Genomic DNA, 13,062 nt, shown 5'->3' on the forward strand with positions numbered 1-13,062 from the left:
CCTTATGCAATTACGTTCAATTGCTTACCAATTCGCGTGAACGCCGTAACTGCGCGTTCAATTTGCTCTTCCGTATGCGCCGCTGACATTTGCGTGCGGATACGGGCCTGATCTTTAGGGACTACCGGATAGAAGAAACCAGTCACATAAATGCCTTCTTTCAGTAATTCTGCGGCAAATTCCTGCGCCAATTTTGCATCGCCTAACATGACAGGAATGATTGCATGGTCAGCCCCTGCTAAAGTGAAACCTGCTGCTGTCATTTTTTCACGGAACAGGTTAGCGTTCTTCCATAGACGATCACGCAATGCATCTCCCTCTTTCAGCATGTCCAGCACCTTGATGGATGCCGCAACAATCGCCGGCGCCAGTGAGTTAGAGAACAGATATGGACGTGAACGCTGACGCAACCACTCAACAACTTCTTTACGCGCCGCAGTATAGCCGCCAGAAGCTCCCCCCAACGCTTTACCTAATGTGCCGGTAATGATGTCAATACGATCCATTACGTCACAATATTCATGCGTACCACGACCATGAGCGCCAACAAAACCAACAGCATGGGAGTCATCCACCATGACCATCGCATCAAATTCATCAGCCAGGTCACAGATAGATTTTAAATCAGCAATAACGCCATCCATTGAGAACACACCATCGGTTGCAATCACAATATGGCGTGCATTATCTGCTTTGGCTTTCTCCAATTGCGCTCTCAGTTCTTGCATATCATTATTAGCATAACGATAACGCTTCGCCTTGCATAAACGGACGCCATCAATAATAGAAGCGTGGTTCAGCGCATCAGAGATAATGGCATCTTCCGGCCCAAACAGCGTTTCAAATAGACCGCCATTAGCATCAAAACAAGAAGAATAAAGAATGGCATCTTCCATGCCCAAAAATTCCGCCAGTTTTCTCTCCAGCTCTTTATGAGTATCCTGAGTCCCGCAAATAAAGCGAACAGACGCCATACCAAAACCGTGGCTATCCATTCCCGCTTTAGCAGCCGCAATAAGCTCAGGGTGATTAGCCAAACCTAAGTAGTTATTTGCGCAGAAGTTAATAACATGACTGCCATCGGCTACAGCAATGTCAGCATTTTGTGCAGAAGTGATGATACGTTCATTTTTGAATAACCCTTCGGAATGGGCTTGTTCTAATTGTTCATTAATTTGCTGATAAAATGATGCTGACATTTATTTTCTCCTGATTTATAAATAAAGGGTCATTACACATTTTACTCATTGATCAGGCAACTGACGACTCTATCAGGCAGATAATATTAACTTTGCCGTATCCGTCACGCCATGCAACCTGAATGACCATAATATTTCAGTATATTCCCCTGCTTAAGCTACTGTCGTCATGGATGTTAGATGTTATTATAGAAGCAATTTGCTTCATTAACCCGATTGTAGAGGTGAGTCGGATGATTATTGTCACTGGCGGTGCTGGATTTATTGGCAGCAATATTGTCAAAGCACTAAATGACGAAGGATATAAAGATATTCTGGTCGTAGATAATCTGAAAGATGGTACTAAGTTCGCCAATCTGGCTGACTTAGATATTGCTGATTACATGGACAAGGAAGAGTTTATTGCCAGTATTCTGGCCGGTGATGATTTCGGTGATATTGACGCTATTTTCCATGAAGGCGCTTGCTCATCCACAACCGAGTGGGATGGCAAATATATGATGGATAATAACTATCAATATTCAAAAGAATTGCTGCACTATTGCCTTGAACGCGGCACTCCTTTTCTGTACGCCTCCTCAGCAGCAACCTATGGCGGCCGCACTGATAATTTTATCGAAGAGCGTCAATATGAGAAACCACTTAATGTTTATGGTTACTCTAAGTTTCTGTTCGACCAATATGTTCGGGAGATCCTGCCTCAAGCTGATTCACAAATTTGTGGTTTCCGTTATTTCAATGTGTATGGGCCACGTGAAGGGCACAAAGGTAGTATGGCGAGTGTTGCCTTTCATTTGAACAATCAAATCAATCAGGGACAAAACCCAAAACTATTCGCTGGCAGTGAAAGCTTTCAACGTGATTTTATTTATGTTGGCGATGCCGCTGCGGTTAATCTTTGGTTCTGGAAAAACGGCGTTTCCGGTATTTATAATTGCGGAACGGGTCGTGCTGAATCTTTCCAGGCGGTTGCAGATGCCGTTGTTGAATTCCATCAAGATAAATCACTAACTATTGAGCATATTGATTTCCCTGAACATTTGAAAGGCCGTTATCAGAGCTTCACGCAAGCAGATCTGACTAAACTTCGGGCAGCGGGTTATGATAAACCATTCAAAACCGTTGCCGAAGGGGTAACGGAATATATGCATTGGCTTAATCAGGAGAAGTAATCTACTCGCTATGAAAATATTGGTGATCGGCCCTTCGTGGGTGGGTGACATGATGATGTCGCAGAGCCTTTACCGAACATTAAAGGCTTTGCATCCTAATGCAGAAATTGATGTGATGGCCCCAGCCTGGTGCCGCCCACTGCTGGACAAAATGCCGGAGGTCAATCAAGCATTGGCTATGCCATTAGGGCATGGCGCACTGGCATTAGGCGAACGCCGTCGTTTGGGGGTTGCTCTGCGTGAACGTAAATATCATCGCGCTTATGTGCTGCCAAATTCTTTCAAATCTGCCTTGGTGCCTTTCTTCGCCAATATTCCTCTGCGCACCGGCTGGCGCGGTGAAATGAGATATGGATTGCTCAATGATATTCGTACACTGAATAAAGAAGCCTTCCCATTAATGGTTCAACGCTACGCCGCATTGGCTTACGATACAAAACCCAATAGTGCGGCAGACCTGCCTCAACCATTGCTTTGGCCTCAACTCGATGTCAGTGATGAGGATATTGCTGAATCCACCGCAGCATTCAATATTTCTGATCATCGGCCCATCATCGGTTTCTGCCCCGGCGCAGAATTTGGCCCGGCAAAACGCTGGCCGCATTATCACTATGCCGCGTTAGCTCAACAGCTTATTACTGAAAAAGGATATCAAATTCTACTATTCGGCTCTGCCAAAGATCACGAAGGTGGAGAGGATATCCGCAAATCACTGACAGGAGAAGCCCGTGAATACTGCATCAATCTTGCCGGACAAACCTCTCTTGAACAGGCAGTCAATATTATTGCGGCCTGTGATGCTATTGTTACTAACGATTCTGGTTTAATGCACGTTGCCGCAGCGCTTAATCGCCCTCTGGTTGCACTTTACGGCCCAAGTAGCCCAGATTTTACCCCTCCATTATCCGATAAAGCGGAAGTTATCCGTCTTATTACTGGCTATCACAAAGTCAGAAAAGGTGACAGCGCACATGGCTATCATCAGAGTCTAATTGATATTCAGCCAGAGCAGGTGAGCTCTTCCCTGGAAAAATTATTACAAGCGGAGAACCAGAGTTAATGCGGGTTTTACTGGTTAAAACTTCTTCTATGGGCGATGTTCTTCACTCGCTCCCTGCACTGACTGACGCAGAAAAAAACTTACCTGACATCCGTTTTGATTGGGTAGTTGAGGAAGGTTTTGCCCAAATTCCTGGCTGGCACAGTGTTGTTGATCAAATTATTCCTGTTGCTATCCGCCGCTGGCGCAAAAACTGGTTTAGTCCAGAAATTCGTGCAGAACGCCGTTTATTCAGAGAGAAATTAAAATTACATCAATATGATGCCATCATTGATGCTCAAGGGTTATTGAAAAGCGCATTTTTGGTCACCCGATTAGCTTACGGTCCTAAACATGGTTATGACCGCAAAAGTATCCGTGAGCCATTAGCAAGTTTTTTTTATGATCGCTGTCATGCAGTCAGCAAGCAACAGCACGCCGTAGAACGTATCCGGGAACTGTTTGCTGTCAGCCTGGGTTATATCAAACCAGCAGCACAGGGCGATTATGGAATTGCCCGTCATTTTCTGCACCCGCACCCAGAAAATCAGAGCAATTATCTGGTTTTTCTCCATGCCACAACTCGCGATGAAAAACATTGGCCGGAAAGCCATTGGCGGCAACTCATTGCTGAAATTCAGCCGACGGGTGTACGAGTTAAACTCCCCTGGGGTGCAGAACATGAATACCAACGTGCGCTGAGACTAGCGGAAAACTTCCCTCATGTGGAAGTATTACCGAAGCTGACTTTGGCACAAGTGGCCCAAGAACTGGCCGGTGCAAAAGCGGTTGTTTCTGTTGATACTGGCCTGAGTCACCTCACTGCCGCATTGGATCGCCCTAATATCACGCTGTTTGGTCCGACAGATCCAGGACTCATTGGTGGTTATGGCAAGGAACAAATATCTTTAAAAGCAGAGGATGGGAATATCAACAGTATTACACCATCGAAGGTATTAGCTCATCTCCAGAAAAATATTGGCTGATTAATGATTAAATCTGAGGCGTTTCTGGTAGGCGCCTGAGTTTTTAATCATTAATTGAAAACAAACAATTCACTATAAATCATCTTCTATATTATTTATCCCCTTATTAAAATAAGCGATTTATAATAATAGATTTAAATAATTTCAAGTCATATTCCCCCATTAATCTAATTGATAGAAAATATATTATTTAAATTTTTTAATCGAAAACTATATCATATAAGAACTTTCTTTTAACTTTATATTATTAATAAAATACACTCTAATTTAAAAAACAATATATTTAACATCTAGCCTAATTTGGGCAGTATTATCTGCCCAAAATTAAGTGAATCTCTATTAATATCTTTATATTAATTCTATTTTATTAATCATGATGATCTCTTAAATTGATAATATTCAGCCAATGTCATTCCTTGAACCTGTGGCTGTAAATAGTTAAATAGTGCCTCTAGATCCTGATAAAGTAATTCAATCTGTTCTTCATTTTTAAATGTCGGGCTACCACCAGGCATAAATTCAGATGAATGCAGCATAAATTCAACATAATCACAGCCTTCTGCTAATGTCTGCTGGACCACTTTTTTCATTTGCGCCAGATTGCCCCCCTTTGGCCTTAACCAGTTAACAGATGGGGAACGCTGTTTCCCACGTAAGCTATCATATTTCTGTTTAAGAAAATTCATCAGCGGAGGATGTTTATATTGAATGCTCATAGGAACTTCCAGCAAAGGAGAATCACCTTCTTTAGCAATATTCTGCAAATCCATAAAATAGGCATAAGATGGAAAATGACGATAGTCAGTTCCACCGTTGCCATTAGGATCGCCTTTAGTGAAACGCCAATTAACCCGTGGCGTTACTGAACAATCGACTTGATAACCATATTCCACCAACAATTCAGCATAATATTCATTAAATGCCCAACGACCTGCCCGATGACTTAACATTTTAATCTGTAGTTTGTCTTCCAATAACTTAGTCATGAGATCAACTTTGGCTCTAACTTGTTCTTTTGGAAATTCAATCAGATAAGGCTTATAACGCATATCATCGTCTGTCAGAGGCACAAGTGGTGGGTTATTCCAGGCGTGTAGGTGCATGCCAATTTCCCCCTGTTCTCTGGCAATAATATCTTTGGCAAATTCAATATATAAATCATCCATTGCCATTTCATAATTCGTCAACCAAACTGGCTTAAAACCAAAGCGCTCGCATAAATGCTGAAATCTTGGTAAATAATGGGTATTTTTTGTCGAGATCTGACCGTGATTTTGCCACAGGTCATCGCCCTCAGTATCAATAGTGATAATAAATGCAGGTCGAGTCATCAGAATATGCCCACAATAGAATAAAATGATGGCTTTATAGTACGCAGATCTATAAAATAGTGCAATTACCTTATCATATATATAACAGCTCTATATCTCATTAAACCCTATATTTCGTATCTAATCTTATCAATAAAAAACTTTATAAAATGAAATGTTAGATTTTTCAGAAAGTTGTTTTTCCCTCTATCAATTCTTTTAATTTCCGAGGCTTTTTATATTTATTAATTTATCTAAACAATCATACTCTAAAAGCACATGTAACCATGCTTACTTCTTCATTAAGGATAGATATTTTGCCAAAATAATATCTAAATCAAACTGCTTATACATATCCTCTGTAATGACAGGTGGTTCATAGTAGGCAGACTTCATTTTTTCTGCAAGTGAATCAATTGTTAGCTCTGATTTATATTTTTCCAACTCGCCAACCATAATTTCATTAACGCCGCCGGGACACATCGTGCTAACAATAGGAGTATCGCAAATCAATGATTCAATCAGTACGTTACCTAATCCTTCACTATCAGAACTCAAGACCACTGCTTTAGCTCCACGGATAACAGGTAATGGATTTTCAAGGAATCCCGTTAAAACAACTTTAGACTGTAAGTTTAAATCCACAATCTTCTGTTTTATCTGTTGCGTAATATCCTCATCTCCGTGGCCGACAATCAATAACTTACACGGAATATCTGCTTTCGCAAACGCTGCTAATAAACGATCATGCCGCTTAACCCGGTGAAATCTGCCAACATGCAATAAATAGGTCTCATCCGAATAAGGGTTATTTTGCAGAGATTTTTCTTTAATATCTGGGATATTGAAAGGATTATAAATTGTTACCATTTTATTAGGCGCAAGCAACAAATTATTTTCTAAATCTTTTCCTACCGCATCAGATACACAAATTAAATTCCGATTATTATATGTCCACTTAATTTTTTGTTTCTTGAGCCAGCGAGACAATCCCGTTTTATTACCAAGATATGAGCTTGAAAATACCCCATGAATACAAAACCATACGTTTAATCCCGCTAATACTTTTGATTGCACAACAATGCGATCAGTTTTATGCAAGTTTGAGACAATCAACGCAGGGACTCCCTTGCGAAGAAAAACTTTTTCTAAAACCTTATCCATAGATTTAGCCCGACGGCAAATCTCAGTCTGTCTTCTAAAAAGCCCTTTGTACCCATCAGCATCGATGATCAATTCAATACCGTCAGGCACTGAATATTCACATTTCTCTGCCAAAGAGAGCAGCGTAACATCATATCCTCTCTGTTGCAGACCATCACAAAGCCGGATAGTGACATTTTCCGCACCGCCGCCAGGTAATCCATCAATGATAAATAATATATGTCCTTTCATGATGAGAGCACCCTTTCATATAATCCAATAAGCTGTTGTGATAAATGTTCCGGTGTATAACAGAGTATTCCCGTTCTCGCTAATTCTGACATTTTATTATTCAAATGATTTGAAGGCGTATTCTGAATCGCTTCCGTAATATCTGAAATAGCCAGAGCATCACAGACAAACCCGTTATTCCCAGAGTTAATAAATTCAGCGCCGCCACATGTCGTACTGGTTATTACCGGAAGCCCACAAGCCATTGCCTCCAGTATTACATTGGGAAACGGATCATATAAGGTCGGTAACAATAAGCCATCGGCAAGCTGATAAAAAGGCAGTGTTCTTTTCTGGACGCCCATAAACCTGATTCGTTCGTTACATCCCAGTGAATTGGCTAACTGCTTATATTTTTTCTCTTCTTTATCCTGCCCCACAACTATTAAATAGGCATCAGTCGCGCTCACCGCCTGAATCGCTGCTTTTAATCCCTTTCGCTCAAACCCCGAACCAACGTAAACTAAACATTTAGCCTGTACGGGAAGGTTATGTTCTTTCCTTAATTGTATTCTCTGAGATTCCGTTGCCGGAAAAAACTGTTTATTGTCTATCGAATTATAAATAACCGATATTTTTTCCTCAGAAAGCCCAAAATCCGTCATGACCTCCCTTTTTACCATTTCTGAGTTACAAATAACCATTTTTAATTCTGGCGCCGCATACATCTTTTGCTCAGCATCCATTACATAACGATGGTAACGACTCGTAAAAAGCAATTTGCTTCGCCAAGGAGATAAAACACGCGCACGCTGCTGTAGCCAGCGCTGATGAACGCCATCACCCGCACGATAAATATCGCAACCGGCAATACGTTCATGGCTTTGAACAAGATCAAATTGCTCTTTTTCCCATGTTATTTTGGCCGCTCTGGCAAATCCTCTTTCACGACTGATACGTCCCCATTTATGAGGATTTGCTAAATGAACATGCCAATCAGGATTAACGTCTCCCTGCCAGGAGCGCGTAATAACGTTAAGCTCCAAATTTTCATTCCCTAAAGCTTCTAAGGCGCGGGAGACAAAACGTTCTGCGCCACCATCCGGACGATATTTCTGCCGAATAATCGCAAGACGTACTAATTTCATAATAAATTTCTCCGGGCGGCAGCAATAACCATATCACTGGGAATGACATTCAGATAACGTATATCCGTTTTAGTATCAACATCATCAGGATCAGGTAAATCACCATAATCACCAGCCCAAATAACTTCACCTTTCGCTTCCCACGGACGCCAGAATACTAACTTTGATGGCCCAAATAAAGCGATAACCGGTGTTTTCAACGCAGCAGCCATATGCATAGCAACGGAATCCATCCCTATGAATAAATTAGCCTGCTCAATCAGCACTGCAAGTTGCGGCAAAGTTAACTGGCCTGCAAAAGAAACTACTCTTTCTTTTGGACAGTTTGATAAAATCTTCTCCACCATCTCCTCCTCCTTACGATCTGGTCCGGAGGTAACAACAATTGTCCAACCATCAGACTGCAATGCACTAATTGTTTCACTCATCTTTTTTTCATCCCAACATTTAAAAAACCAGCGGGATGTTGGTTGCACAACAATATATCTTTGATTCACACCATGCTTATCAAGAAGCGCCAAAACAGCTTCTTTATCCTCCTGACGGTAACTCATCGTCACTTTAGTGTTGATCAACGGAAGATTTAATAGCGAAAGGGCTGACAAATTTTGCTCAACAATATGCAAAAACTGGCTATGTTCTGTCGGAACAAGATTTGTGAAACATTTTTTCCAAAACAGGCTGCGCCGTTTTGCTAAATCAAACCCAATACGCACTTTTGCGCCAGTAAATCGTACCACAAATGCACTATACCACTGATCAGCAAGATTAATAACCATGTCGTATTGACGATGTCTTAATCGTTTAAGCAATCTCCATTCATGACCAAGATGTGCTTTGATTCCTTGTTTTTTCCATTGTCTATCTATAGAAAATAGATTATCCACAGAAGAAAGATCAGCCAATATTGGTTCGGTTTCTTTGTAGAGTAAAACATCAATTTCCACCTCAGGATAATTATCCTTAAGGGTATTAATAACTGGTGTAATTAATAATACATCACCATGATGTCGTAACTTTATTATCAGAATACGGTCAAATTGAGCGTGTAATTTACTCATTGCATTCCCAGTATAAAGATACAGATAAAAGAAAAAGCTGCCGCGACCATATGCAGAAGCTGCAAAAAAATCCGTGCTACTTTCACATTAATAGAAGCACGATCTTACGCAAAAATCCTAATTTACCCTTCTAATTATGTTCAGATTCTAGAAGCGATACGCATTTTCATACTTTCTTTGAAGCAATGTGATACTATTGGCGCTAATTTATGTAAATGAATTTGATAGAATGTTACTGCGTTTATATCAGGTACTTCTCTACCTTATCCAACCTCTCATTTGGTTGCGTTTATTGCTCCGCAGCCGCCAGGCGCCTGCTTACCGTCAGCGCTGGGGTGAACGCTATGGTTTCTGTGCCGGTAAAGTTGCCGCTGGAGGCATCCTGCTCCATTCCGTTTCCGTTGGTGAGACATTGGCCGCAATCCCTTTAGTCAGGGCTTTACGCCATCATTATCCTTTTTTACCCATAACCGTAACAACGATGACGCCAACAGGCTCAGAAAGAGTGCTTTCCGCTCTGGGAAATGATGTTAATCACGTCTATTTACCATACGATCTTCCCGGTTCTATGGAGCGCTTCCTCAATCAAGTTAATCCAAAGTTAGTCATCATTATGGAAACAGAACTTTGGCCTAATCTGATTTTCCAACTTCACCAACGTAACATTCCTCTGGTCATTGCTAATGCTCGTTTGTCTGCACGTTCTGCGGCGGGATACCAAAAGGTAGGAAATTTCGTAAAAACAATTTTGCGCAGCATTACCTTGATTGCCGCTCAGAATCCAGAAGATGGCGAACGCTTTATTGAACTGGGTTTAAAACGCTCTCAACTGACTATTACTGGCAGTTTGAAATTCGATATCTCAGTAACGCCTGAATTGGCAGCTAAAGCAGTGACATTACGACGCCAATGGGCTGCTCGCCGGCCTGTCTGGATAGCCACCAGTACCCATGATGGGGAAGAGAGTATTATTTTAGATGCTCATTGCAAGTTACTGAAACAATGTCCAAGTCTGCTGCTTATCTTAGTACCGCGCCATCCTGAACGTTTTATTAAAGCTGAAGAATTAACCAAGAAAGCTGGACTCAGCTATATTCTTCGTAGTTCCGATAAAATCCCTGACGCCAATATTCAGGTTGTTATCGGCGATACGATGGGCGAACTGATGCTGCTCTATGGTATTGCCGATTTGGCCTTCGTTGGCGGCAGTCTGGTTGAACGCGGCGGCCACAACCCATTAGAAGCGGCAGCCCATGCGATTCCAGTGCTAATGGGCCCGCATACTTTCAACTTTAAAGATATCTGCGCCAAGCTGAATCAGGCTAATGGTCTGATTACCGTGACGGACAGCCACTCTTTATTCACCGAGATCAACAGCTTACTGACTGACGAAGATTATCGTCTGTACTATGGTCGCCACGCAGCAGAAGTGCTGCATGAAAATCAGGGCGCTCTTCAACGTCTGCTGAAACTGCTGGAACCCTATCTTCCACCTCGGAGCCACTGAATGAGTGACAAAAAACGTCTTTCCGTTGTCATGATCGCCAAGAATTCAGCGGATCTGATAGCAGATTGCCTGACCTCAGTCCATTGGGCTGATGAAATCATCGTGCTCGATTCTGGTAGTTCAGACAATACTTGCCAGATAGCACAGGCAATGGGCGCAAAAGTATTTTCCAACACAGAATGGCCCGGGTTTGGCCGTCAGCGTCAGCTAGCTCAGCAATATGCTTCTGGCGATTATATTTTTATGATCGATACTGATGAACGTGTCACACCAGAACTCAAAGCATCTATAGAGCAGGTTCTGGCACATGCTGATAACAGCAAAGTCTACAGTTGCGCCCGCCGGAATCTGTTTCTTGGCCGTTTCATGAAACACAGTGGCTGGTACCCGGATCGCGTCATCCGCCTCTATGCCCGCGACCGTTATCAATACAATGACAATCAGGTTCATGAATCCCTTGAAACCAATGGCTCGCCAGTTGTTATTCTGCAAGGGGATTTACTTCATCTTACTTGCCGTGATCTGATGGAATTTCAGAGAAAACAGCTAAATTATGCTAAAGCTTGGGCAAAACAGCGCTATGAACAAGGTAAACAGTGCCGTTATTTCTCCGTTTTCAGTCACACTTTTGGGGCTTTTTTTAAAACCTGGCTGTTGCGAGCTGGCTTTCTTGATGGTAAACAAGGGTTAGTACTGGCTATTGTCAATGCTCAATATACGTTTAATAAGTACGTCGCGTTGTGGGAAAAGAGACAACAGAAGGGTAAAAATTGATGAAAACCAAAGCCATTTATCCCGGAACATTTGATCCTGTTACCTATGGTCATATTGATATCGTCACCCGCGCCGCGGATATGTTTGACCACGTTCTATTTGCTATTGCTAACAGTGCCAGAAAGAATCCTATGTTTACTCTGGATGAGCGCATTACCCTGGCAAAACAGGTGACCTCACACCTGGATAATGTGGAGGTGGTAGGTTTCTGTGAATTGATGGCTAATTTCGCCAAAAAACAGCAAGCCAATATTCTGATCCGTGGCCTGCGTTCAGTATCTGATTTTGAGTATGAGTGGCAGCTTGCTAATATGAACCGTCACTTTATGCCCGAATTAGAGAGCGTTTTTCTGCTACCCTCACAAAACCTCTCATTTGTCTCTTCATCCTTGATTAAAGATGTCGCTCTCCACGATGGCGATATCTCATCATTTCTGCCAGAACCTATTGCCGAAGCCATGCTAAAAAAATTGGGAAAATAAATTTACTCCGTTCACTGGAGGCGGCACAAAGTAGGATACTCCCTCTGCAACGCCTCCCCTAACTATTCGATCTCAACTAAATCCAATATCAACCAAATCCGATATCAACTAATACTGACAATGACGGCAAAAGAAAGTACTGCGCTGCCCAAGCTTAATACTCTCTATTTTTTCACCACAAATTCGGCATGGTTCTCCTGCTCTACCATAAACAAACAATTCCTGAGCAAAATAGCCCGGTTTACCATCAGATTGCAGGAAATCCCTGAGTGTCGTACCACCCTGCTCAATCGATCGTTGTAGAACCTTCTTAATCGTTTCCGCCAGTAAATTGGCTTCACGCTCAGTTAAAGTATGCGCGGGACGATCGGGCTGAATATGGGCAGTAAACAACGCTTCATTCGCATAGATATTACCGACTCCAACAACTAATTTGTTATCCATTAGCCAGGGCTTAATCAAGGTTTTCTTCTTACTTGATCGGGCGTAAAGATAAGAACCATGAAAATCATCAGAAAGCGGCTCCGGCCCCAAATGAGCTAATACCGAGCACCGTTCGAGATCATCGCTCCATAACCACGCCCCAAATCGTCTGGGATCGGTATAACGCAAAACCTTACCATCTGCCATCACTAAATCCACATGATCGTGTTTCTCCGCAGGGCGTTCTTCCGGCAAGATACGTAAACTACCCGACATCCCCAAATGGACAATAATCCAACCCTTTGCCAGTTCAACCAGCAAATATTTGGCCCGGCGTTGAATGCTAAGCACAAGCTGATCACTCAACTTCATAATTTCTTCCGCCACCGGCCAGCGTAGCCGGCTATTCCTGACTACCGCATACTGGATTACATTCCCTACCAGATGTGGCTCTATTCCCCGCCGGCTGGTTTCTACTTCTGGTAGTTCTGGCATGGTAATAACTCCTAAATATGTATATTGTTTCAACTCTATTGCATCTGAGCAGATTAAGATAATCTTTTCATGTATTATTTCCAACCAAACTC

Annotated in this window: 12 protein-coding genes; 6 read left to right on the forward strand and 6 right to left on the reverse strand. The window is 42.3% G+C overall.

The genetic code is table 11. The annotated features are described in order from the left end of the window. Positions 1-2 precede the first annotated feature (2 nt). Positions 3-1,199: a glycine C-acetyltransferase gene (gene kbl / locus TI10_RS19140; protein ID WP_049584943.1), complete on the reverse strand. Its 1,197-nt coding sequence runs from the start codon at positions 1,197-1,199 to the stop codon at positions 3-5. Between the two features lie 233 nt (positions 1,200-1,432). Here kbl and rfaD point away from each other — a divergent pair, with 233 nt between their 5' ends. The 3 genes from rfaD to rfaC are packed head-to-tail and all read left to right on the forward strand — an operon-like array spanning position 1,433 to position 4,396. Continuing rightward, a complete protein-coding gene (rfaD, locus tag TI10_RS19145; protein WP_049584944.1) occupies positions 1,433-2,371 on the forward strand; it encodes an ADP-glyceromanno-heptose 6-epimerase in 939 nt (312 codons plus the stop codon). A gap of 10 nt (positions 2,372-2,381) precedes the next feature. Then, positions 2,382-3,431 carry an ADP-heptose--LPS heptosyltransferase RfaF gene (rfaF, locus tag TI10_RS19150; RefSeq protein ID WP_049584945.1) on the forward strand — a complete coding sequence of 350 codons (1,050 nt, stop codon included), beginning with the start codon at positions 2,382-2,384 and terminating at the stop codon, positions 3,429-3,431. Continuing rightward, positions 3,431-4,396 carry a lipopolysaccharide heptosyltransferase RfaC gene (gene rfaC, locus TI10_RS19155; RefSeq protein WP_049584946.1) on the forward strand — a complete coding sequence of 322 codons (966 nt, stop codon included), beginning with the start codon at positions 3,431-3,433 and terminating at the stop codon, positions 4,394-4,396. Before rfaF ends, rfaC begins: the two co-directional genes overlap by 1 nt. A gap of 371 nt (positions 4,397-4,767) precedes the next feature. Here the strand turns inward: rfaC and TI10_RS19160 are convergent, their stop codons facing one another. The 4 genes from TI10_RS19160 to rfaQ form a co-directional block, all read right to left on the reverse strand. Further along, on the reverse strand, positions 4,768-5,727 hold the full coding sequence (locus tag TI10_RS19160) for a polysaccharide deacetylase family protein (protein ID WP_049584947.1): 960 nt from the start codon (positions 5,725-5,727) through the stop codon (positions 4,768-4,770). Positions 5,728-5,997: 270 nt separating this feature from the next. Next, entirely contained in the window at positions 5,998-7,101 is a 1,104-nt protein-coding gene (locus tag TI10_RS19165) for a glycosyltransferase (protein ID WP_049584948.1), read from the reverse strand. Then, a complete protein-coding gene (locus tag TI10_RS19170; RefSeq protein ID WP_049584949.1) occupies positions 7,098-8,228 on the reverse strand; it encodes a glycosyltransferase family 4 protein in 1,131 nt (376 codons plus the stop codon). The genes TI10_RS19165 and TI10_RS19170 overlap by 4 nt, the downstream gene beginning before the upstream one ends. Beyond that, the gene (gene rfaQ / locus TI10_RS19175; protein WP_049584950.1) at positions 8,225-9,289 is read right to left on the reverse strand and encodes a putative lipopolysaccharide heptosyltransferase III; all 1,065 of its coding nucleotides are present in this window, start codon (positions 9,287-9,289) and stop codon (positions 8,225-8,227) included. The genes TI10_RS19170 and rfaQ overlap by 4 nt, the downstream gene beginning before the upstream one ends. Positions 9,290-9,518: 229 nt before the next feature. Here rfaQ and waaA point away from each other — a divergent pair, with 229 nt between their 5' ends. Genes waaA through coaD form a run of 3 tightly spaced genes read left to right on the forward strand, consistent with a single transcriptional unit; the run spans position 9,519 to position 12,052 of the window. Beyond that, positions 9,519-10,796, forward strand: a complete 1,278-nt coding sequence (gene waaA / locus TI10_RS19180; RefSeq protein WP_049584951.1) for a lipid IV(A) 3-deoxy-D-manno-octulosonic acid transferase — start codon at positions 9,519-9,521, stop codon at positions 10,794-10,796. Beyond that, entirely contained in the window at positions 10,797-11,570 is a 774-nt protein-coding gene (locus tag TI10_RS19185) for a glycosyltransferase family 2 protein (RefSeq protein WP_049584952.1), read from the forward strand. It begins immediately after the preceding gene. Then, positions 11,570-12,052, forward strand: a complete 483-nt coding sequence (gene coaD / locus TI10_RS19190; RefSeq protein WP_049584953.1) for a pantetheine-phosphate adenylyltransferase — start codon at positions 11,570-11,572, stop codon at positions 12,050-12,052. Before TI10_RS19185 ends, coaD begins: the two co-directional genes overlap by 1 nt. A gap of 108 nt (positions 12,053-12,160) precedes the next feature. Here the strand turns inward: coaD and mutM are convergent, their stop codons facing one another. Continuing rightward, positions 12,161-12,970, reverse strand: coding sequence for a bifunctional DNA-formamidopyrimidine glycosylase/DNA-(apurinic or apyrimidinic site) lyase (gene mutM / locus TI10_RS19195; protein ID WP_049584954.1), 810 nt, complete (start codon positions 12,968-12,970; stop codon positions 12,161-12,163). Positions 12,971-13,062 lie beyond the last annotated feature (92 nt).

This window comes from Photorhabdus luminescens subsp. luminescens (genome assembly GCF_001083805.1).
GTDB lineage: Bacteria > Pseudomonadota > Gammaproteobacteria > Enterobacterales > Enterobacteriaceae > Photorhabdus > Photorhabdus luminescens.

Bases quoted from the DNA above. Each gene is read 5' to 3' on its own strand.
- mutM (WP_049584954.1), bottom strand. From the start codon at position 12,970: ATGCCAGAACTACCAGAAGTAGAAACCAGCCGGCGGGGAATAGAGCCA.
- TI10_RS19170 (WP_049584949.1), bottom strand. From the start codon at position 8,228: ATGAAATTAGTACGTCTTGCGATTATTCGGCAGAAATATCGTCCGGAT.
- TI10_RS19165 (WP_049584948.1), bottom strand. From the start codon at position 7,101: ATGAAAGGACATATATTATTTATCATTGATGGATTACCTGGCGGCGGT.
- waaA (WP_049584951.1), top strand. From the start codon at position 9,519: ATGTTACTGCGTTTATATCAGGTACTTCTCTACCTTATCCAACCTCTC.
- coaD (WP_049584953.1), top strand. From the start codon at position 11,570: ATGAAAACCAAAGCCATTTATCCCGGAACATTTGATCCTGTTACCTAT.
- rfaD (WP_049584944.1), top strand. From the start codon at position 1,433: ATGATTATTGTCACTGGCGGTGCTGGATTTATTGGCAGCAATATTGTC.
- TI10_RS19185 (WP_049584952.1), top strand. From the start codon at position 10,797: ATGAGTGACAAAAAACGTCTTTCCGTTGTCATGATCGCCAAGAATTCA.
- rfaC (WP_049584946.1), top strand. From the start codon at position 3,431: ATGCGGGTTTTACTGGTTAAAACTTCTTCTATGGGCGATGTTCTTCAC.
- rfaF (WP_049584945.1), top strand. From the start codon at position 2,382: ATGAAAATATTGGTGATCGGCCCTTCGTGGGTGGGTGACATGATGATG.
- TI10_RS19160 (WP_049584947.1), bottom strand. From the start codon at position 5,727: ATGACTCGACCTGCATTTATTATCACTATTGATACTGAGGGCGATGAC.
- rfaQ (WP_049584950.1), bottom strand. From the start codon at position 9,289: ATGAGTAAATTACACGCTCAATTTGACCGTATTCTGATAATAAAGTTA.
- kbl (WP_049584943.1), bottom strand. From the start codon at position 1,199: ATGTCAGCATCATTTTATCAGCAAATTAATGAACAATTAGAACAAGCC.